Raw genomic sequence first — 20,961 nt, 5'->3', positions numbered from 1 at the left:
CCACCCCTCACCCCTGCCCTCTCCCCATAGGGGAGAGGGGGAAAAGCCGATCGAGCTCATGCTCAAAGACCGAACCTGACTGTTCCCTCTCCCCTATGGGGAGAGGGTTAGGGTGAGGGGAACAGCATCAAACCTCGTAATCCACATCCTCCTGCGTGATCAGCGGAATCAGCTGCACTTTCTGCACCCGGTGGTTCTCCACCTCCAGCGTTTTCAGGGCGTAATCTCCCACCTGTACCTCTTCGCCCGGCTGCGGTATCCGCTGCAGGTACTCCATCAGCAGGCCCGCGATGGTGTGGTATTCGCGCTTGTCGTCCAGCGGCAGGGGCACATACTGCACCAGATCCTCCAGCGGCATATGGCCGTTGGCGGTCCAGCTGCCGTCGGCGTTCTTCTGGATATCATGCCGGGCGTCGATCTCTTCCACTTCGTTCGGCAGATTGCCCGCAATGGTCTCCATCACGTCGCTGAGCGTCACGATCCCCTCCACGGAACCAAACTCATCCACCACAAACGCAAAATGGGTACGCGCGTTGCGGAACTGCTCCAGGGCCTGCAGCAGCGGCAGCACCTCCGGGAACACCAGCGGCTGGCGGATCAGTACGCGCAGGTTTAACGGCTCGCCGCGCAGCTGCTGATTAAGCAGGTCGATCACATGCACCACACCCAGCAGCTCCTCTTCCCGATCGCTGCCGGTGACCACGATGCGAGTGTGCTGGTTTTTATCCAGCAGGGCGCGGATGTGTTCTTCCGGCGCGTTAAGGTCAATATGCTCGATATCGTGGCGCGAGGTCATAATGCTGCTGACGGAGCGCTGGTTAAGATGCAGCACCCGCTCAATCATCCGCCGCTCCTGGGGGGCAAAGATCGGGCTGTCGTCATGGTCGGCCAGCAGCGAGGCAGACTGCGCGTCCAGTTCGGCATCCTCCTTTTTCCCGCTCAGCAGGCGGATCACCGTATCGGCGGTGCGCTGGCGCAGGGTCTGGTTGGCGGAGAGAAAACGGCGGCGGTTAAAGATCGCCAGCTGGTTCAGCGCCTCGATAATCACCGAGAAGCCAATTGCGGCGTAGAGATACCCTTTCGGAATATGGAAGCCAAAACCGTCTGCCACCAGGCTAAAGCCAATCATCAGCAGGAAGCTCAGGCATAAAATGACAATCGTCGGGTGATCATTGACGAAGCGCGTCAGCGCCTTGCTGGCCATCACCATCAGCGCGATGGCGATAATCACGGCGGCCATCATGACGGGCAGGTGATCGACCATGCCCACGGCGGTGATCACCGAATCCAGTGAGAAGACGGCGTCCAGCACCACAATTTGCGCCACCACCGCCCAGAATTTCGCGCCGCGGCGTTGGGTGGGGTTTTCGCTGTCCTTACCTTCCAGCCTTTCGTTGAGTTCGACAGTGGCTTTGAAGATCAGGAAAAAACCACCAAACAGCATAATCAGATCGCGAGCGCTGAAGCCAAAACCGTGGACGGTAAACAGCGGGCGGGTGAGGGTCACCAGCCAGGAGATAGAGGCCAACAGCAGCAGGCGCATGATCATCGCCATTAACAGACCGGTAATGCGGGCGCGGTCGCGCTGAGCAGGGGGCAGTTTTTCGGCGAGAATAGCGATAAAGACCAGGTTATCGATACCGAGCACAAGCTCCAGCACCACCAGGGTGACCAGGCCGGCCCATATTGATGGATCTGCTATCCATTCCATAGTGAGAGTAATACCTTTCGTTATATGACAATTGTCACATTTCGATCATGGATACTGCGCCAGAAAAATGCAATGCCAGCCGGGCATTTATCTGCACAGATTTTCCTTAACGCGTATGAAATAAACCCCTCACTCTGTGGGCTAATAGTGGAATAAATCCGAATAAAGTAAAATAAGAAATATCGCAGGTCGATAAGTGTATTTAATAATGTCAATATCAAGCTATTCCTAAAAACACAGAAATGCGACCGTTAATATTAATCTTAAAAGCCACGCCTTTGGTGATGTTTCCTTGCCTGCTTTTCAGATAGCTGCAACAATTCTTTCAGCATCAAATAGCGGTCATTTTTGATGCTATTTCTGTGTCGGTTTAATGACGTGATAAATCTATATTGGGTTCGGAATTATCCTGTCCTTTATATTTTTCATTAAACGCTATCAAAGAGGGTGTTTATCCCTAACTTGCTGTTTAAGCAGTGAATTGGTAACTGAAAGCCAAGGGCGGTAGCGTGCCTGAAAGCGTGTTAATCAGCCTCGATTATTCTGTCAATAGCCTGAGAGCGAATAAGCTTCTTTTAGGACTGATGCCAGTTATATTTCTCTTTTATTGACTGCATGCTAAAAGTAATACGCCTTCGCACTTATTTAAATGCACAGGATAATTACTCTGCCATAGTGATAAATAATCAATGATGAAATCCAAAATGAAATTGATGCCATTATTGGTGTCTGTGACCTTGATGAGTGGTTGTACGGTCTTTCCCGGCAGCAATATGTCAACCTCGGGCAAGGATGTGATTAAACAGCAGGACGCTGACTTTGATATTAACCGCATGGTGAATGTTTATCCCATGACCCCGCAGCTGGTTGAACAATTACGCCCCCGCCCGGTTGTCGCGCGACCTAACGTCAGCCTTGATGAAGAGATCGCCAACTACCAGTACCGCGTCGGGCCTGGCGATGTGATTAACGTCACCGTCTGGGATCACCCCGAACTGACCACTCCCGCCGGGCAGTACCGTAGCTCCAGCGATGCCGGTAACTGGGTCCAGTCGGACGGCACCATGTTCTATCCCTATGTCGGCAAGATCCGTGTTGCAGGCAAAACCCTTAGCCAGATCCGCAGTGATATTACCGGCCGTTTAGCGCAGTATATCGCTGACCCGCAGGTGGACGTTAATATCGCCGCATTCCGCTCGCAAAAAGCCTACGTCTCCGGCCAGGTGAATAAATCCGGCCAGCAGCCAATCACCAACGTACCGTTGACGGTGCTTGATGCCATCAACGCCGCGGGCGGCCTCACCGATGGCGCCGACTGGCGCAACGCGGTGCTGACGCATAAAGGCAAAGAGGAGCGTATCTCCCTGCAGGCCCTGATGCAGAACGGCGATCTGAGTCAGAACCGTCTGCTCTATCCGAGTGACATTCTGTTCGTGCCGCGCAATGACGACCTGAAAGTGTTTGTGATGGGTGAAGTGAAGAAACAGAGCACCCTCAAGATGGACTTCAGCGGCATGACCCTGACCGAAGCGCTGGGCAACGCGGAAGGACTGGATATGAGCACCTCCGACGCCAGCGGCATCTTCGTCATCCGTCCGATTACTGGAAACGGTGCGAAGGGCAAGATTGCCAACGTTTACCAGCTGGATATGTCTGATGCCACCTCGCTGGTGATGGCGACCAGCTTCCGCCTCCAGCCGTATGACGTGGTCTATGTCACTACCGCGCCGATAACGCGCTGGAACCGTGTGATGAACCAGCTGATGCCGACCATCAACAATATCCACACGATGTCCGATACGGTGCATCAGTACCACAACTGGTGATAGCGATGTTTAACAAGATTCTGGTGGTGTGTGTGGGGAACATCTGCCGTTCCCCTACCGCTGAACGGCTTTTGAAACAGTATCAACCGCAGCTCACCGTGGCGTCAGCCGGGCTGGGCGCGCTGGTTGGCAAAGGTGCCGACGAGCGTGCGCGTCAGGTTGCCGCAGAGCATCAGCTTTCACTCGACGGGCACTGCGCCCGTCAGGTGTCGGCCAGCCTGTGCCGCGATTATGACCTGATCCTGGCGATGGAAAAACGCCATATCCACGCCCTGTGCGATATCGCACCGGAAATGCGCGGCAAGGTGATGCTGTTTGGTCACTGGGATAACGAACGTGAGATCCCCGACCCCTATCGCAAAAGCCACGAAGCGTTTGAGGCGGTTTACACCTTACTCGACCAGTCTGCCCGCCAGTGGGCACAGGCACTGAACGTTCAGCAGGGATAATAATGACAGCAAACGTAAAACCTTCTGCCGCCCCGAGTGCGGGCGGTGATGAAATTGATATTGGTCGCCTGATCGGCACCGTGGTCGAGGCGCGCTGGTGGGTGATTGGCATTACCGCCGTGTTCGCCGTTGCGGCGGTGATCTATACCCTCTTCGCCACGCCGATCTACAGCGCCGATGCGCTGGTACAAATTGAGCAGAACAGCGGCAGTTCCCTGGTGCAGGACATTGGTTCGGCGCTGGCGAACAAGCCGCCCGCCTCGCAGGCGGAAATTGAGCTGATCCAGTCCCGCCTGGTGTTGGGCAAAACCGTGGACGATCTGGATCTCGATATCGGCGTCAGCAAAAACAGCTTCCCGGTGTTTGGCGCGGGCTGGGATCGGTTGATGGGGCGTCAGAACGACACCGTCAAAGTGACCACCTTCACGCTTCCTGCCGGGGGGGCCAGCCAGGTCTTTACCCTTGAGGTGCTGGGAAAAGATCGCTATCAGCTCACCAGCGACGCCGGGTTTAGCGCCGAGGGCAAGGTGGGGGAGATGCTGACAAAAGACGGCGTGAGCATGATGGTCAGCGCCATTCATGCCCAGACCGGCAGCGAGTTTACCGTCAGCAAATTCTCGATGCTGGGGATGATCAATAACCTGCAGGGCAACCTGACCGTCACTGAAACCGGAAAAGATACCGGGGTGCTGAGACTGAACTTTACCGGGGAAGACAAGGATAAGATCCGCGACATCCTCAACAGCATTACCCGCAACTACCAGGCGCAGAACGTGAAGCGCAAGTCGGAAGAGGCGTCAAAAAGCCTCGAGTTCCTTGCGAAACAGCTCCCGGAAGTGCGCGGACATCTGGATCAGGCCGAGAACAAGCTCAACGCGTTCCGTCAGGATAAAGACTCCGTTGACCTGCCGCTGGAGGCGAAGTCGGTGCTGGATTCGATGGTCAACATCGACGCCCAGCTGAACGAGCTGACCTTTAAAGAGGCGGAAATCTCCAAGCTCTACACCAAACGTCACCCGGCCTACCGCACGCTGCTGGAAAAACGCCAGACCCTGGAAGAGGAAAAGGCGAAGCTGAATAATCGCGTCACCGCGATGCCAAAAACCCAGCAGGAGATCCTGCGTTTGACCCGCGACGTTGAATCGGGCCAGCAGGTCTATATGCAGCTGCTGAATAAACAGCAGGAGCTGAAGATCACCGAGGCGAGCACCGTGGGCGACGTGCGCATTGTCGACCCGGCCATCACCCAGCCTGGCGTGCTGAAGCCGAAGAAAGCGCTGATTATTCTCGGCAGCATTATTCTCGGCCTGATGCTCTCCATCGTTGGCGTGCTGCTGCGCTCCCTGTTTAACCGCGGGATCGAAAGCCCGCAGGTGCTTGAAGAGCACGGCATCAACGTCTACGCCAGCATCCCGCTGTCGGAGTGGCAGAAGTCGCGTGACAGCGTCAAAACCACCAACGGCGTCAAACGCTACAAACAGAGCCAGCTGCTGGCAGTGGGCAACCCGACGGATCTGGCTATCGAAGCCATCCGCAGCCTGCGCACCAGCCTGCACTTCGCCATGATGCAGGCCAGCAACAACGTACTGATGCTCACCGGTGTCAGCCCCTCCATCGGGAAAACCTTCGTCTGTGCCAACCTCGCGGCGGTGGTCAGCCAGACCAACAAGCGCGTGCTGCTGATCGACTGCGATATGCGTAAGGGCTACACCCACGAGCTGCTCGGCACCAACAACGAGAACGGTCTGTCGGACATTCTGCTGGGCAAGGGCGATATCAGCCAGTGCGCGAAGCCGACCTCGATCCCTAATTTTGACCTGGTCACGCGCGGGCAGGTGCCGCCGAACCCGTCGGAGCTGCTGATGAGCGAGCGCTTTACCCAGCTGGTGGAGTGGGCGAGCAAAAACTATGACCTGGTGCTGATCGACACCCCGCCAATCCTCGCGGTAACAGATGCAGCGGTTGTCGGCCGCCATGCGGGCACCACACTTATGGTGGCGCGCTATGCGGTGAACACCCTGAAAGAGGTGGAAACCAGCCTCAGCCGCTTCGAGCAGAACGGCATCGCGGTGAAAGGGGTGATCCTCAACTCCATCTTCCGCCGCGCCAGCGGGTATCAGGATTACGGGTATTACGAGTACGAATATAAATCGGACAGCAAGTAATGAGCCATTCGGGGAATACCATGACACCACGTCCTTTGATTTCCATTTATATGCCGACATGGAACCGTCAGCAGCTGGCGATCCGTGCGATAAAATCGGTATTGCGCCAGGATTATGACCACTGGGAATTGATCATCGTTGATGATTGCTCCTCCTCGTACGAGCAGCTGCAAAAGTTTGTCGCTGACCTGAACGATCCGCGGGTGATCTACACCCACAACGCCATCAACTCCGGTGCCTGTGCGGTCCGCAACCAGGCCATTTTGCAGGCCAAAGGCCAGTACCTGACCGGCATCGACGATGACGATGAGTGGACGCCGAACCGGCTGTCGACCTTCCTGTCCCATCAGCATCACCTGGTGACCCACGCGTTTTTATACGCCAACGACTACGTCTGCGAGGGGGAGGTCTACTCCCAGCCCGCCAGCCTGCCGTTGTACCCAAAATCGCCGTACTCGCGCCACCTGTTCTACAAGCGCAATATCATCGGCAATCAGGTCTTTACCTGGGCATGGCGCTTCAAGGAGTGCCTGTTCGATACGACCCTTGCCGCCGCCCAGGATTACGACATCTTCCTGCGGATGGTAGTGGAGTACGGCGAGCCGTGGAAGGTGGAAGAAGCCACGCAGATCCTGCACATCAATCATGGCGAAATGCAGATCACCTCGTCGCCGAAAAAGTTCTCCGGCTACTTCCACTTCTATCGCAAGCATCGGGACAAGTTCGACCGCGCCAGCCGCAAATATCAGCTGTTTACGCTCTATCAGATCCGCAACAAGCGCATGAACTGGCGCACGCTGCTGACCCTGATTTCAGTGCGTAACGGTAAGCGTCTGGCTGATGGACTGCGGGGGAAATAATGGTGCTGGAAGATTGTCGCGCAAACAGCTGGAGCCTGCGCCCCTGCTGCATGGTGCTGGCCTACCGGGTGGCCCATTTTTGCTCGGTGTGGCGCAAAAAGAACGTCCTTAACAATCTGTGGGCGGCGCCGGTGCTGGTGCTTTATCGCATCATCACCGAGTGCTTCTTCGGCTACGAGATCCAGGCCGCGGCCACCATCGGTCGTCGCTTCACCATTCATCACGGCTATGCCGTGGTGATCAATAAATTCGTGGTCGCCGGGGATGATTTCACCATTCGCCACGGGGTGACCCTTGGCAACCGCGGCCCGGACAGCCTGGCCTGTCCGGTGATCGGCAATAACGTTGAGCTGGGCGCCAACGTGGTGATGATCGGTGATATCACCGTCGGCAATAACGTCACTATTGGGGCGGGAAGCGTGGTGCTCGACAGCATCCCGGACAACGCGCTGGTGGTGGGCGAGAAGGCCCGCGTGAAGGTGATCAAATGAACATTCTGCAATTTAACGTGCGTCTCGCCGAGGGCGGGGCGGCAGGGGTGGCGCTGGATCTGCACCAGCGCGCGCTGCAAAAAGGACTTCAGTCGCGCTTTGTCTACGGTTACGGCAAGGGCGGCAAGAAAAGCGTCAGCCACGATCGCTATCCTAATGTGGTGAAACACACTCCGCGGCTGACCTCGGTGGCCAACATCGCGCTGTTCCGCCTGTTTAACCGCGACCTGTTCGGCAATCTCAACAGCCTGTATCGCACCGTCACCCGCACGCCGGGCCCGGTGGTGCTGCATTTCCACGTGCTGCACAGCTACTGGCTTCGGCTTGCAGAGGTGGTGGCATTCTGCGAGAACGTTCAGGCCCATAAGCCGGACACCACGTTCGTCTGGACCCTGCACGATCACTGGAGCGTGACCGGCCGCTGTGCCTTTACCGACGGCTGCGAAGGGTGGAAAGACAACTGCCAGAAATGCCCGACCCTCAGCAACTACCCGCCGGTGAAGGTGGATCGCGCCCATCAGCTGGTGGACGGCAAACGTCAGCTGTTCCGCGACATGCTGGCGCTGGGCTGCCAGTTTATCTCTCCCAGCCAGCACGTGGCTGATGCTTTTAACAGCCTGTACGGGGCAGGGCGCTGCCGGATCATCAACAACGGCATCGACGTGGCGACGGAGGCCATTCTGGCCGAGCTGACCCCGGTCGCGGTGACCGCCGGCAAGCCGAAAATCGCCGTGGTCGCCCACGATCTGCGCTACGACGGCAAAACTAACCAGCAGCTGGTGCGTGACATGATGGCGCTCGGCGACAAAATCGAACTGCACACCTTCGGTAAATTCTCGCCGTTTGAGGGGCCGAACGTGGTGAACCACGGCTTCGAAACCGACAAGCGCAAGCTGATGAGCGCCCTTAACGGCATGGATGCGCTGGTGTTCAGCTCCCGGGTCGATAACTACCCGCTGATCCTGTGCGAAGCGCTCTCGATTGGGGTGCCGGTGATCGCCACCCACAGCGACGCCGCGCGGGAAGTGCTGGAAAAATCCGGGGGCAAAACCTTCAGCGAAAACGAAGTGCTGCCTCTGGTGCAGCTGGCGAAGGCGGAGATCGCCCAGGCAGTATTTGGCACCACCCTTGAGGCTTTCCGCGCCCGCAGCCGCCAGGCCTACAGTGGACAACAGATGCTGGAGGAGTATGTCTCGTTCTATCAGAATCTGTAGCTATCTGCTGCTGCCGCTGGTCTACCTGTTGGTCAACGTCAAAATTGCCCAGCTGGGGGAAAGTTTCCCCATCACCATCGTCACCTTCTTACCGCTGCTGCTGTTGCTGTTTGTCGACAAAATCAGCGTGAAGAAGCTGATGATAGCCCTGGGATTGGGCGTGGGGCTGACGGCCTTCAACTACATCTTTGGTCAGTCGCTGGATGCCAGCAAATATATCACCTCCACCATGCTGTTTGTCTATATCGTGATCATCATCGGCATGGTGTGGAGTATTCGCTTTAAAACGATATCGCCGCACAATTATCGGAAGATCCTCAGGTTCTTTTATCTGGTCATTGGCATCATCGTTTCTATTGCTGCCCTGGAGATGGCGCAAATTATTCTCACCGGTGGCAGTAGCCTGATGGAAATAATTTCGAAATATCTTATTTACAGTAATAGCTATGTACTGAATTTCATTAAATTTGGCGGAAAGCGCACCACGGCACTCTATTTCGAACCGGCATTCTTCGCTCTGGCGTTAATCTCAATTTGGCTCAGCATCAAACAGTTTGGTATCAAAACGCCCAAGAGCGATGCTATGATTCTTGCAGGAATTGTTCTGTCAGGTTCGTTCTCCGGGGTAATGACCTTTATTCTGTTTTACCTCCTTGAGTGGGCGTTTCAGTACCTGAATAAAGAGGCGATCAAGAAAAAGTTACCGTTAGCGATCATTTCATTGTCGGTGTTTTTAGTCGGGGTGGTCTTTGCCTTCCCGTATATTTCCGAACGTCTGGGTGATTTAGGTACCGAAGGGTCGTCATCTTATTATCGTATTATCGGTCCGCTGGTGATGGTTGGGTACTCTTTAACCCATATTGACGGCGTTGTCAGATTCGGCTCACTTTATGAATATGTCGCATCATTCGGAATCTTTAACGGTGCGGACGTCGGAAAAACAATAGACAATGGCTTGTATCTGCTGATTATTTATTTCTCATGGTTCGCAGTATTATTAACGGCGTGGTATCTGTTTAAAGTTTTCAAAATGACGATCAGCGCCTTTGGTGATAATCAGAATTTTCGCGTACAGCTTTATCTTTTTACGCCGGTGTCGCTGTTTTTTACCGGGTCAATATTTAGCCCGGAGTACGCATTCTTAATTGTTTGCCCGTTTATTTTGCGCAAGGCGCTGAATATTACGCATTCATAACGAGGTGGTTTATGTTACTCAGCGTTATTACTGTTGCCTTTCGTAACTACGAGGGTGTGGTAAAAACCTGGCGGTCGCTGCGCAATCTGGCAGGCGATCCCAGCCTCAGCTTTGAATGGATTGTGGTGGATGGCGGTTCGAACGACGGCACCGCAGAGTTTCTCGAAAAACTCAACGGTGAGTATAACTTACGTTATATCAGCGAGAAGGATCGCGGTATCTATGATGCCATGAATAAGGGCATCGATATGGCGCAGGGGCGTTACGCCATTTTCCTGAACTCCGGCGATATTTTTCATGACGACGTGGCGCAGTTTGTGCGTCAGCTCAGCCGGGCGAACGACAATGCCATGTACATGGGCGACGCCTTACTCGATTTTGGTGACGGAAATAAAGTGCGCCGTGCGGCGAAACCGGGCTGGTATATTTATCACAGCCTGCCGGCCAGCCATCAGGCGATTTTCTTTCCGCTGAGTGGTTTAAAAACCTACCCGTACGATCTGCAATATCGCGTCTCATCGGATTACGCCCTGACCGCGCGACTGTATAAAGCCGGTTATCCGTTTAAACGCCTGCCGGGTCTGGTATCTGAATTTTCGATGGGCGGGGTGTCAACTTCGAATAATCTGGAATTATGTCAGGACGCCAAAAAAGTTCAGCGCGAAATATTGCGTATGCCGGGGGCGCTCGCGGAATTATCTTATTTATTACGTCTGAAAACGACGGGTAAAACCAAAGCCTTATATAACAAAGTCTGAATATAAGGAAAGAGTATGCAGGAATTAAGCGGCTTCTCTGTGCCAAAAGGGTTTCGCGGCGCAGGCGGCATTAAGGTGCAGTTATGGTGGGCCGTTCAGGCAACGTTATTTGCCTGGTCACCGCAAATTATGTATCGCTGGCGCGCATTTTTATTACGCTGCTTCGGCGCAAAAATCGGAAAAAACGTAGTGATTCGCCCCTCGGTAAAAATTACTTACCCGTGGAAATTAACCTTGGGGGATAACGCCTGGGTTGGCGATGACGCGGTGTTATACACCCTCGGCGATATTTCGATTGGTGCGAATGCGGTGGTATCACAGAAATGCTATCTGTGCACCGGCAGCCACGATTATATGAGTCAACATTTTGATATAAACGCGCAGCCAATAACCATTGGCGAGAAATGCTGGCTGGCGACCGACGTATTTGTCGCCCCCGGCGTCTCAATTGGTAACGGTACCGTTATTGGCGCGCGCAGCAGTGTTTTTAAGTCGCTACCGGCAAACAGGCTTTGCCGTGGCAATCCCGCAGTGGTGATACGCGAACGCGTTGAAACTGAATAACTTCTGATAAGTCTGGAGAAAATAAACATGTCTAAAGTCGCTCTCATCACCGGCGTAACCGGACAGGATGGTTCTTATCTGGCGGAACTCCTGCTGGAAAAAGGCTACGAAGTGCACGGAATCAAACGTCGTGCCTCCTCTTTCAATACCGAGCGCGTGGATCATATCTACCAGGATCCACACGCAACGAACCCGAAATTCCACCTGCACTACGGCGATCTGACCGATACCTCCAACCTGACCCGTATTCTGCAGGAAGTGCAGCCGGACGAAGTCTATAACCTGGGCGCCATGAGCCACGTTGCGGTCTCCTTCGAGTCCCCGGAATACACCGCTGACGTAGACGCCATCGGTACCCTGCGCCTGCTGGAAGCGATTCGTTTCCTCGGCCTTGAGAAGAAGACCCGTTTCTATCAGGCTTCTACCTCCGAGCTGTACGGCCTGGTGCAGGAGATCCCGCAGAAAGAGACCACCCCGTTCTACCCGCGCTCCCCGTATGCGGTGGCAAAAATGTACGCCTACTGGATCACCGTGAACTACCGTGAATCCTACGGCATGTACGCCTGTAACGGCATTCTGTTCAACCACGAATCCCCGCGCCGCGGCGAGACCTTCGTGACCCGCAAAATCACCCGCGCTATCGCCAATATCGCTCAGGGCCTCGAGAAGAAGCTGCACCTCGGCAATATGGACTCCCTGCGTGACTGGGGCCATGCCAAAGACTACGTCAAGATGCAGTGGATGATGCTGCAGCAGGAAAAACCGGAAGACTTCGTTATCGCCACCGGCGTGCAGTATTCCGTGCGTCAGTTCGTTGAGATGGCAGCGGCTCAGCTGGGCATCAAACTGCGCTTCGAAGGCACCGGCGTGGAAGAGAAGGGCATTGTGGTTTCCGTGACCGGCCACGACGCACCGGGCGTACAGCCGGGCGACGTGATTGTGGAAGTTGATCCGCGCTACTTCCGTCCTGCCGAGGTTGAAACCCTGCTGGGCGACCCGACCAAAGCGCACGAAAAACTGGGCTGGAAACCAGAAACCACGCTGCAGGAGATGGTCTCCGAAATGGTGGCTAAAGATCTTGAAGCGGCGAAAAAACACTCCCTGCTCAAATCCCACGGCTACGAGGTTGCCATCGCGCTGGAGTCCTGAGAATGACCAAACAACGTATTTTTGTTGCCGGACATCGCGGGATGGTGGGTTCGGCGATCGTCCGCCAGCTGGAACAGCGTGGCAACGTCGAACTGGTGCTGCGCGGTCGTGACGAGCTTAACCTGCTGGATGCGCAAGCGGTAGAGGCCTTCTTTGCCGAACAGCGCATCGACCAGGTCTATCTGGCGGCGGCAAAAGTGGGGGGTATTGTTGCCAACAATACCTACCCGGCGGACTTCATCTACGAGAACATGATGATCGAGAGCAACATCATTCACGCGGCGCACCTGCACAACGTGAACAAGCTGCTGTTCCTCGGCTCATCCTGTATCTATCCGAAGATGGCGAAGCAGCCGATTGCCGAGAGCGAGCTGCTGCAGGGCACGCTTGAAGCCACCAACGAGCCGTACGCCATCGCCAAGATTGCCGGGATCAAGCTGTGCGAATCCTATAACCGCCAGTATGGCCGCGACTATCGCTCGGTAATGCCGACTAACCTGTACGGCCCGAACGATAACTTCCACCCGAGCAACTCCCATGTGATCCCGGCGCTGCTGCGCCGGTTCCATGAGGCGAAGGCCGGTAACGCGCCGGAAGTGGTGGTCTGGGGCAGCGGCACGCCGATGCGCGAGTTCCTGCACGTGGACGATATGGCGGCTGCCAGCATTCACGTAATGGAGCTGGCTCAGGAGGTGTGGCAGGAGAACACCGAGCCGATGCTGTCGCACATCAACGTCGGCACCGGTGTGGACTGCACCATCCGCGAGCTGGCGCTCACCATCAGCCAGGTGGTGGGGTACAAGGGGCGCGTGGTGTTCGATGCCACCAAACCTGACGGCACCCCGCGCAAGCTGCTGGACGTGACCCGTCTGCACCAGCTGGGCTGGTTCCACGAGGTGACGCTGGCGCAGGGGCTGGCCAGCACGTACCAGTGGTTCCTGGAAAACCAGCACCGCTTCCGGGGGTAACTATGTTTTTGAGTCAGGAAGATTTTGCCACTGTGGTGCGTTCCACCCCGCTTATCTCCATCGATCTGATTGTGGAGAACGAGCGCGGTGAGTTCCTGCTCGGGCAGCGTACCAACCGCCCGGCGCAGGGCTACTGGTTCGTACCGGGCGGGCGGGTGCAGAAAGACGAGACGCTGGAAAATGCCTTTGCGCGTCTGACGGAGGCGGAGCTGGGGCTCCGTCTGCCGATGACGGCGGGGCAGTTCTACGGTGTCTGGCAGCACTTCTATGACGACAACTTTTCCGGCACCGATTTCACCACCCACTACGTGGTGCTCGGTTTTCGCCTGAAGGTGCATCAGGCGGACCTGCGTCTGCCTGATGCACAGCATGACGACTACCGCTGGCAGACGGCAGAACAGCTGCTGGCAAGCGATAACGTGCATGACAACAGCCGGGCCTATTTTCTGCAGCAGGCCGGAGTGCCGGGACTATGAAGATCCTCGTATACGGAATTAACTATTCCCCCGAACTGACCGGTATCGGTAAGTACACCGGCGAGATGGTCGAATGGATGGCCCGCCAGGGCCATGAGGTGCGGGTTATTACCGCACCGCCTTACTACCCGGAGTGGCAGGTGGGCGAGTCCTACTCCAGCTGGCGCTACCGTCGTGAAGAGGGCGCCGCCACCGTCTGGCGCTGCCCGCTGTACGTGCCGAAGCAGCCATCGACCTTAAAACGTTTGATTCATCTGGGCAGCTTTGCCCTGAGCAGTTTCTTCCCGCTGATGGCGCAACGTCGCTGGAAGCCGGATCGCATTATCGGCGTGGTGCCGACCCTGTTTTGCACCCCGGGCATGCGCCTGCTGGGCAAACTCTCGGGCGCGCGCACCCTGCTGCACATTCAGGATTACGAAGTGGACGCCATGCTGGGCCTGGGAATGGCCGGGAAAGGCAAGGGCGGCAAGGTGGCGAAAATGGCCAGCGCCTTCGAGCGCAACGGTCTGCGTAACGTTGACTACGTCTCCACTATCTCGCGCTCAATGATGAACAAGGCGCAGGAGAAGGGTGTGGCGGCGGAAAAAGTGATCTTCTTTCCCAACTGGTCAGAAGTGGCGCGTTTTCGCGATGTAACACCGACGGATGCCGCAGCCCTGCGCGAGCAGTTGGGTCTGCCAGAAGCAAAAAAACTCATTCTTTATTCGGGCAACATCAACCTGAAGCAAGGACTCGAAAGTGTGATTGAGGCCGCCGAACAGGTCAGCGACCAACCCTGGCAGTTTGTGATTGTCGGCCAGGGCGGCGGCAAGGCAAGGCTGGAAAAAATGGCCCAGGAGCGCAGCCTGCAGAACGTCAGCTTCCTGCCGCTACAGTCTTACGACGCTTTACCGGCGCTGCTGAAGATGGCCGATTGCCATCTGGTGGTGCAAAAGCGCGGCGCGGCGGATGCCGTTCTGCCCTCCAAGCTGACCAACATTCTGGCGGTGGGCGGCAACGCGGTGATCACCGCCGAGGCCCACACCGAGCTGGGCCAGCTGTGCGACAGCCTGCCGGGGATCGCGGTGTGCGTCGAGCCTGAATCGGTGCCCGCGCTGGTAAGCGGGATCGAACAAGCCTTATCTATGCCCAAAGAGAACGCGATAGCGCGTGACTATGCCGAACGCACGCTCGAGAAAGAGAACGTGCTGAACCAGTTTATTGCAGATATTCGGGGATAAATCATGAATAAGAATACGTTGTACCCGGTTGTGATGGCGGGTGGCTCAGGTAGCCGGTTATGGCCACTCTCCCGCGTGCTCTATCCAAAACAGTTCCTCTGCCTGAAAGGGGAGCTCACCATGCTGCAGACCACGGTGAACCGTCTTAACGGCGTGGACTGCGAAAGCCCGGTAGTGATCTGTAACGAACAGCACCGCTTTATCGTCGCCGAGCAGCTGCGTCAGCTGAACAAGCTCACCGAAAACATCATTCTTGAACCGGCCGGACGCAACACCGCCCCGGCCATCGCCCTGGCGGCACTGGCAGCGCAGCGCAGCAGCCCGGATTGCGATCCGCTGATGCTGGTGCTGGCGGCAGACCACGTCATCCAGCAGGAAGAGGCGTTCCGCGAAGCGGTGCGGGCGGCGATCCCGTATGCCGACAGCGGCAAGCTGGTGACCTTCGGCATCGTGCCGGATCTGCCCGAAACCGGCTATGGCTATATCCGTCGCGGCAACGTCACGCCGGGCGAGGGCGACAGCCTGGCCTTTGACGTGGCGCAGTTCGTCGAAAAACCCAATATGGAAACCGCTCAGGCCTACGTCGCCAGCGGCGAGTACTACTGGAACAGCGGCATGTTCCTGTTCCGCGCCGGACGCTATCTGGAAGAGCTGCAAAAATATCGCCCGGACATCCTCGAAGCCTGCGAACGCGCAATGGCTACCGTCGACCCGGATCTGGACTTTATCCGCGTGGACGAAGCTGCGTTCCTCGCCTGCCCCGAGGAGTCGGTGGATTACGCGGTGATGGAAAAAACCGCCGATGCGGTGGTGGTGCCGATGAATGCGGGCTGGAGCGACGTCGGCTCCTGGTCCTCTCTGTGGGAGATCAGCGCCCAGTCACCGGAAGGTAACGTCCATCACGGGGATGTGATCAGCCATAAAACCGAAAACAGCTATGTGTACGCCGAGTCTGGCCTGGTCACTACCGTCGGGGTGAAGGACCTGGTGGTGGTGCAGACCAAAGACGCGGTGCTGATTGCCGATCGCAACGCGGTGCAGGACGTCAAAAAAGTGGTGGAGCAGATCAAGGCCGATGGCCGTCATGAGCACCACATTCACCGCGAAGTTTACCGTCCGTGGGGCAAATACGACTCCATCGACGAGGGCGACCGCTACCAGGTGAAACGCATCACCGTTAAGCCGGGCGAGGGGCTGTCGGTGCAGATGCATCACCACCGCGCGGAGCACTGGGTGGTGGTGGCGGGTACCGCCAAAGTCACCATCGACAATGTCGAGACCCTGCTCGGTGAAAACGAGTCGATTTACATCCCGCTGGGGGCGACCCACTGCCTGGAAAATCCGGGGAAAATCCCCCTCGATCTGATTGAAGTGCGCTCCGGCTCGTACCTGGAAGAGGACGATATCGTCCGCTTTGAGGACAGATACGGGCGGGTCTAGCGCTCACGCATTTTGCCCGGTGGCGCTGCGCTTACCGGGCCTACAAAACAACAAAATTAAATTGGCCCTGTCCGGGTCGGGCCAACTGTTGCCTGAAAAAGGGGTAATGATGCAAAAATTAACCTGTTTTAAAGCCTACGACATTCGCGGCAAGCTCGGTGAAGAGCTGAATGAAGACATTGCGTGGCGCATTGGCCGCGCGTACGGCGAATACTTAAAACCAAAAACCATCGTGCTGGGCGGCGACGTGCGCCTGACCAGCGAAGCGCTGAAGCTGGCGCTGGCGAAAGGGCTGCAGGACGCGGGCGTCGACGTGCTGGATATCGGCCTTTCCGGCACCGAAGAGATCTACTTCGCCACCTTCCACCTGGGCGTCGACGGCGGGATCGAAGTGACCGCCAGCCATAACCCGATGGACTACAACGGCATGAAGCTGGTGCGCGAGGGGGCTCGCCCGATCAGCGGCGATACCGGCCTGCGCGACGTGCAGCGTCTGGCGGAAGCCAACGACTTCCCGCCGGTGAATGAGGCGAAACGCGGCAGCTATCAAAAAATCGATCTGCGCGGGGCCTACATTGACCACCTGCTGGGTTACATCAACCTGGCAAACCTCAAGCCGCTTAAGCTGGTCATTAACTCCGGGAATGGCGCGGCAGGCCCGGTGGTGGATGCTCTCGAAGCCCGCTTCAAAGCGCTCAACGTGCCGGTCACCTTCGTGAAGGTTCACAACACCCCGGACGGCAACTTCCCGAACGGTATACCGAACCCGCTGCTGCCGGAGTGCCGGGCCGATACCCGCAACGCCGTTATCGAACACGGCGCCGACATGGGCATCGCCTTTGACGGCGACTTTGACCGCTGCTTCCTGTTCGACGAAAAAGGGCAGTTTATCGAGGGCTACTACATTGTCGGCCTGCTGGCGGAAGCATTCCTCGAGAAAAACCCCGGTTCGCGCATCATCCATGACCCGCGTCTCTCCTGGAACACGGTGGACGTGGTCGCCGCAGCGGGCGGCACCCCGGTGATGTCCAAAACCGGGCATGCCTTCATCAAAGAGCGCATGCGTGAGGAAGACGCCATTTACGGCGGCGAGATGAGCGCCCACCACTACTTCCGCGATTTTGCCTACTGCGACAGCGGGATGATCCCGTGGCTGTTGGTGACCGAGCTGCTGTGCCTGAAGGGCCAGTCGCTGGGTGAGCTGGTGCGTGACCGCATGGCGGCCTTCCCGGCGAGCGGGGAGATCAACAGCACCCTTGCGGCCCCTGCCGAGGCGATTGCCCGCGTGGAGCATCACTTTGCCCTGCACGCGCTGGAGATCGACCGTACCGACGGCATCAGCATGACCTTCCCGCAGTGGCGCTTCAACCTGCGCTCGTCAAACACCGAGCCGGTGGTGCGCCTGAACGTGGAATCCCGCGCCGATGCGGCGCTGATGGCGGCGCGAACGCAGGACATTATGGCGCTGCTGAATCAGTAATCCTTGCCCCTCTCCCCTCACCCCGGCCCTCTCCCCAGAGGGGAGAGGGCCGGGGTGAGGGGATAAACAACAGGAACAACGATGACAAATCTAAAAAAGCGCGAGCGAGCCAAAACGAATGCATCGTTAATCTCTATGGTGCAGCGTTTTTCTGATATCACCATCATGTTCGGTGGGTTGTGGATGGTGTGTAAACTCAGCGGGCTGCCGTTCCTCTACATGCACCTGCTGATGGCGCTGATCGCCCTGGTCGTCTTCCAGATGATCGGCGGGATGACCGACTTTTACCGCTCATGGCGCGGCGTCAAAATCACCACCGAGCTGCAGCTGCTGCTGCAGAACTGGACCTTAAGCCTGGTCTTCAGCTTCGGGCTGGTGGCCTTTAATAACGACTTTGATAATCGCTTTGCCACCTATTTTGCCTGGTATCTGCTGACCAGCGTGGGCATGCTGGTCTGCCGATCCCTTATCCGCTTTGGCGCGGGCTGGCTGCGTAACCGTGGCTACAACACCCGCCGGGTGGCGGTGGCCGGAAGCATGCCGGCCGGGCTGGCGCTGCTGGACGGTTTTCGCAAAGAGCCGTGGCTGGGGTTTGATGTGGTCGGGGTCTATCACGACGCGCAGCCCGGCGGCGTGCCTGCTGACTGGGCCGGTAATTACTCCCAGCTGGTGGACGATGCCAAAGCGGGCAAGATCCACAACGTCTACATCGCCATGCCGATGAGCGACGAGGCCCGAATTAAAACCCTGATGCGCAAGCTGGCGGACACCACCTGCTCGGTGATCCTCATTCCGGATGTGTTCACCTTTAACATTCTGCACTCCCGTATCGAAGAGGTGAACGGCGTGCCGGTGGTGCCGCTGTATGACACGCCGCTCTCCGGCCTCAACCGGGTGCTGAAGCGCGTGGAGGACATCGTCCTCTCCTCTCTGATCCTGCTGCTGATCTCCCCGGTGCTGTGCGCCATTGCCCTGGCGGTGAAGCTCACCTCGAAGGGGCCGGTGATCTTCCGCCAGACCCGCTACGGCATGGACGGTAAGCCGATCATGGTGTGGAAATTCCGCTCCATGAAGGTGATGGAGAACGACGCGGTGGTGACCCAGGCGACGCAAAACGACCCGCGCGTAACCCGCGTCGGTAACTTCCTGCGCCGCACCTCGCTGGATGAACTCCCGCAGTTTATCAACGTGTTTACCGGGGGCATGTCCATCGTTGGTCCACGCCCGCACGCGGTGGCGCATAACGAACAGTATCGTCAGCTGATCGAAGGCTACATGCTGCGCCACAAAGTGAAACCGGGGATCACCGGCTGGGCGCAGATCAACGGCTGGCGCGGCGAGACCGACACCCTGGAAAAGATGGAGAAACGCATTGAGTTTGACCTGGAGTACATCCGCGAGTGGAGCCTCTGGTTTGATATCAAAATCGTTTTTCTCACCGTCTTTAAGGGCTTTGTGAACAAAGCGGCGTACTAACATGAGCTTACGTGAAAAAACCCTCAGCGGGGCAAAGTGGTCGGCTATCGCCACGGTGATCATCATCGGCCTTGGGCTGGTGCAGATGACGGTGCTGGCGCGCATTATCGATAGCCACCAGTTTGGCCTGTTGACCGTCTCGCTGGTGATCATCGCCCTGGCCGATACGCTGTCGGACTTTGGCATCGCCAACTCGATTATTCAGCGCAAAGAGATTAGCCAGCTGGAGCTGACCACCCTCTACTGGTTAAACGTCGGCCTGGGTATCCTGGTGTTCGTGGTGCTGTTTCTGCTGAGCGATCTTATTGCTGACGCCCTGAACAACCCTGAACTTGGCCCCCTGATGCGTGCGCTGTCGTTCGCGTTTGTGGTGATCCCCCACGGCCAGCAGTTCCGCGCGCTGATGCAAAAGGAGCTGGAGTTCAGCAAAATCGGCATGATTGAAACCAGCTCGGTGCTGGCCGGGTTTACCTTCACCGTGGTCAGCGCCCACTTCTGGCCGCTGGCCATGACCGCCATCCTCGGTTATCTGGTGAACTCTGCCGTGCGCACCCTGCTGTTCGGCTACTTCGGCCGCAAAATCTACCGTCCGGGGTTCCACTTCTCGCTGGCGTCGGTGGCCTCTAACCTGCGCTTCGGCGCGTGGCTGACCGCCGACAGCATCATCAACTACGTGAATACCAACCTCTCCACCCTGGTGCTGGCCCGTATTCTGGGTGCCAGCGTCGCCGGGGGCTATAACCTGGCGTACAACGTGGCGGTGGTACCGCCGATGAAGCTCAACCCGATCATCACCCGCGTGCTGTTCCCGGCGTTCGCCAAAATTCAGGACGATACCGACAAGCTGCGCATCAACTTCTACAAGCTGCTGTCGGTGGTAGGGATCATTAACTTCCCGACCCTGCTGGGGCTGATGGTGGTTTCCGGCAATCTGGTGCCGCTGGTGTTTGGCGAGAAGTGGTTAAGCATTGTGCCGATCCTGCAGCTGCTGTGCATCGTGGGGCTGTTGCGCTCCGTCGGTAACCCCATTGGTTCGCTGCTGATGGCCAAAGCCCGCGTCGATATCAGCTTTAAGTTCAACGTATTCAAAACGTTCCTGTTTATTCCGGCGATCGTTATCGGCGGCCACCTGGCGGGCGCGATGGGCGTCACGCTGGGCTTCCTGCTGGTGCAGATTATCAATACCGTCCTGAGCTACTTCGTGATGATTAAGCCGGTGCTGGGCTCCAGCTACCGCCAGTACATTCTTAGCCTGTGGCTGCCGTTTTACCTCTCGCTGCCGACGCTGGCGGTGAGCTATGGCTTAGGGATTGCCCTTAACGGCCATCTGCCGCTGGCCGCGCTGCTGGCGGTGCAGGTCGCCGCCGGGGCGCTGGCCTTCGCGGTAATGATTGTGCTGTCGCGCAACGCGCTGGTGGTGGAGATCAAACGCCAGTTCTGCCGCAACGAAAAGATGAAAACGCTGCTTCGCGCAGGTTAATTATTTCCTCCCCCTCACCCTTTGGGGAGGGGAATCTTT

18 protein-coding genes are annotated in these 20,961 nt (G+C 57.1%); 17 read left to right on the top strand and 1 reads right to left on the bottom strand.

The features are described from left to right. Positions 1 to 127: 127 nt before the first annotated feature. Entirely contained in the window at positions 128 to 1,711 is a 1,584-nt protein-coding gene (locus FHN83_RS03285; RefSeq protein WP_039030272.1) for a TerC family protein, read from the bottom strand. A 689-nt stretch (positions 1,712 to 2,400) separates the two neighbouring features. On the opposite strand from FHN83_RS03285, the gene FHN83_RS03280 reads away from it, so the two are divergent. The 17 genes from FHN83_RS03280 (at position 2,401) to wzxC (ending at position 20,922) form a co-directional block, all read left to right on the top strand. After that, a complete protein-coding gene (locus FHN83_RS03280; protein WP_039030271.1) occupies positions 2,401 to 3,537 on the top strand; it encodes a polysaccharide export protein in 1,137 nt (378 codons plus the stop codon). A gap of 5 nt (positions 3,538 to 3,542) precedes the next feature. Then, the gene (gene wzb / locus FHN83_RS03275; protein WP_039030270.1) at positions 3,543 to 3,986 is read left to right on the top strand and encodes a low molecular weight protein-tyrosine-phosphatase Wzb; all 444 of its coding nucleotides are present in this window, start codon (positions 3,543 to 3,545) and stop codon (positions 3,984 to 3,986) included. A 2-nt stretch (positions 3,987 to 3,988) separates the two neighbouring features. Beyond that, a complete protein-coding gene (gene wzc / locus FHN83_RS03270; protein WP_039030269.1) occupies positions 3,989 to 6,151 on the top strand; it encodes a tyrosine-protein kinase Wzc in 2,163 nt (720 codons plus the stop codon). Positions 6,152 to 6,171: 20 nt separating this feature from the next. After that, complete coding sequence (wcaA, locus tag FHN83_RS03265) at positions 6,172 to 7,011, top strand: colanic acid biosynthesis glycosyltransferase WcaA (RefSeq protein WP_039030281.1); 840 nt, start codon at positions 6,172 to 6,174, stop codon at positions 7,009 to 7,011. A gap of 2 nt (positions 7,012 to 7,013) precedes the next feature. Then, positions 7,014 to 7,502: a colanic acid biosynthesis acetyltransferase WcaB gene (gene wcaB / locus FHN83_RS03260; RefSeq protein WP_103792230.1), complete on the top strand. Its 489-nt coding sequence runs from the start codon at positions 7,014 to 7,016 to the stop codon at positions 7,500 to 7,502. Next, positions 7,499 to 8,716, top strand: a complete 1,218-nt coding sequence (gene wcaC / locus FHN83_RS03255) for a colanic acid biosynthesis glycosyltransferase WcaC (protein WP_139563220.1) — start codon at positions 7,499 to 7,501, stop codon at positions 8,714 to 8,716. The genes wcaB and wcaC overlap by 4 nt, the downstream gene beginning before the upstream one ends. After that, complete coding sequence (wcaD, locus tag FHN83_RS03250; protein ID WP_139563219.1) at positions 8,691 to 9,911, top strand: colanic acid polymerase WcaD; 1,221 nt, start codon at positions 8,691 to 8,693, stop codon at positions 9,909 to 9,911. The genes wcaC and wcaD overlap by 26 nt, the downstream gene beginning before the upstream one ends. A gap of 11 nt (positions 9,912 to 9,922) precedes the next feature. Beyond that, positions 9,923 to 10,669 carry a colanic acid biosynthesis glycosyltransferase WcaE gene (gene wcaE, locus FHN83_RS03245; protein ID WP_138369958.1) on the top strand — a complete coding sequence of 249 codons (747 nt, stop codon included), beginning with the start codon at positions 9,923 to 9,925 and terminating at the stop codon, positions 10,667 to 10,669. 15 nt (positions 10,670 to 10,684) lie between these two features. Next, positions 10,685 to 11,233, top strand: coding sequence for a colanic acid biosynthesis acetyltransferase WcaF (wcaF, locus tag FHN83_RS03240; RefSeq protein WP_138369959.1), 549 nt, complete (start codon positions 10,685 to 10,687; stop codon positions 11,231 to 11,233). A gap of 27 nt (positions 11,234 to 11,260) precedes the next feature. Further along, positions 11,261 to 12,382 (top strand): GDP-mannose 4,6-dehydratase, encoded by a 1,122-nt coding sequence (gmd, locus tag FHN83_RS03235; protein WP_139563218.1) that lies wholly within the window; start codon positions 11,261 to 11,263, stop codon positions 12,380 to 12,382. A gap of 2 nt (positions 12,383 to 12,384) precedes the next feature. Next, positions 12,385 to 13,350, top strand: coding sequence for a GDP-L-fucose synthase (gene fcl / locus FHN83_RS03230; RefSeq protein WP_039030262.1), 966 nt, complete (start codon positions 12,385 to 12,387; stop codon positions 13,348 to 13,350). Positions 13,351 to 13,352: 2 nt separating this feature from the next. Beyond that, positions 13,353 to 13,826 (top strand): GDP-mannose mannosyl hydrolase, encoded by a 474-nt coding sequence (locus FHN83_RS03225; RefSeq protein WP_138369962.1) that lies wholly within the window; start codon positions 13,353 to 13,355, stop codon positions 13,824 to 13,826. Further along, the gene (wcaI, locus tag FHN83_RS03220; protein WP_139563217.1) at positions 13,823 to 15,046 is read left to right on the top strand and encodes a colanic acid biosynthesis fucosyltransferase WcaI; all 1,224 of its coding nucleotides are present in this window, start codon (positions 13,823 to 13,825) and stop codon (positions 15,044 to 15,046) included. Before FHN83_RS03225 ends, wcaI begins: the two co-directional genes overlap by 4 nt. A 3-nt stretch (positions 15,047 to 15,049) precedes the next feature. Continuing rightward, entirely contained in the window at positions 15,050 to 16,486 is a 1,437-nt protein-coding gene (gene cpsB / locus FHN83_RS03215) for a mannose-1-phosphate guanyltransferase (RefSeq protein ID WP_039030259.1), read from the top strand. A 109-nt stretch (positions 16,487 to 16,595) separates the two neighbouring features. Further along, on the top strand, positions 16,596 to 17,966 hold the full coding sequence (gene cpsG / locus FHN83_RS03210) for a colanic acid biosynthesis phosphomannomutase CpsG (protein WP_139563216.1): 1,371 nt from the start codon (positions 16,596 to 16,598) through the stop codon (positions 17,964 to 17,966). Between the two features lie 81 nt (positions 17,967 to 18,047). Beyond that, a complete protein-coding gene (gene wcaJ, locus FHN83_RS03205; protein ID WP_039030258.1) occupies positions 18,048 to 19,442 on the top strand; it encodes an undecaprenyl-phosphate glucose phosphotransferase in 1,395 nt (464 codons plus the stop codon). 1 nt (position 19,443) lies between these two features. Further along, positions 19,444 to 20,922 (top strand): colanic acid undecaprenyl disphosphate flippase WzxC, encoded by a 1,479-nt coding sequence (gene wzxC / locus FHN83_RS03200; protein ID WP_139563215.1) that lies wholly within the window; start codon positions 19,444 to 19,446, stop codon positions 20,920 to 20,922. The last annotated feature ends 39 nt before the right edge of the window (positions 20,923 to 20,961 follow it).

Source organism: Leclercia adecarboxylata (genome assembly GCF_006171285.1).
GTDB lineage: Bacteria > Pseudomonadota > Gammaproteobacteria > Enterobacterales > Enterobacteriaceae > Enterobacter > Enterobacter barmai.
This window is presented reverse-complemented; position numbering and strand designations above follow the sequence as displayed.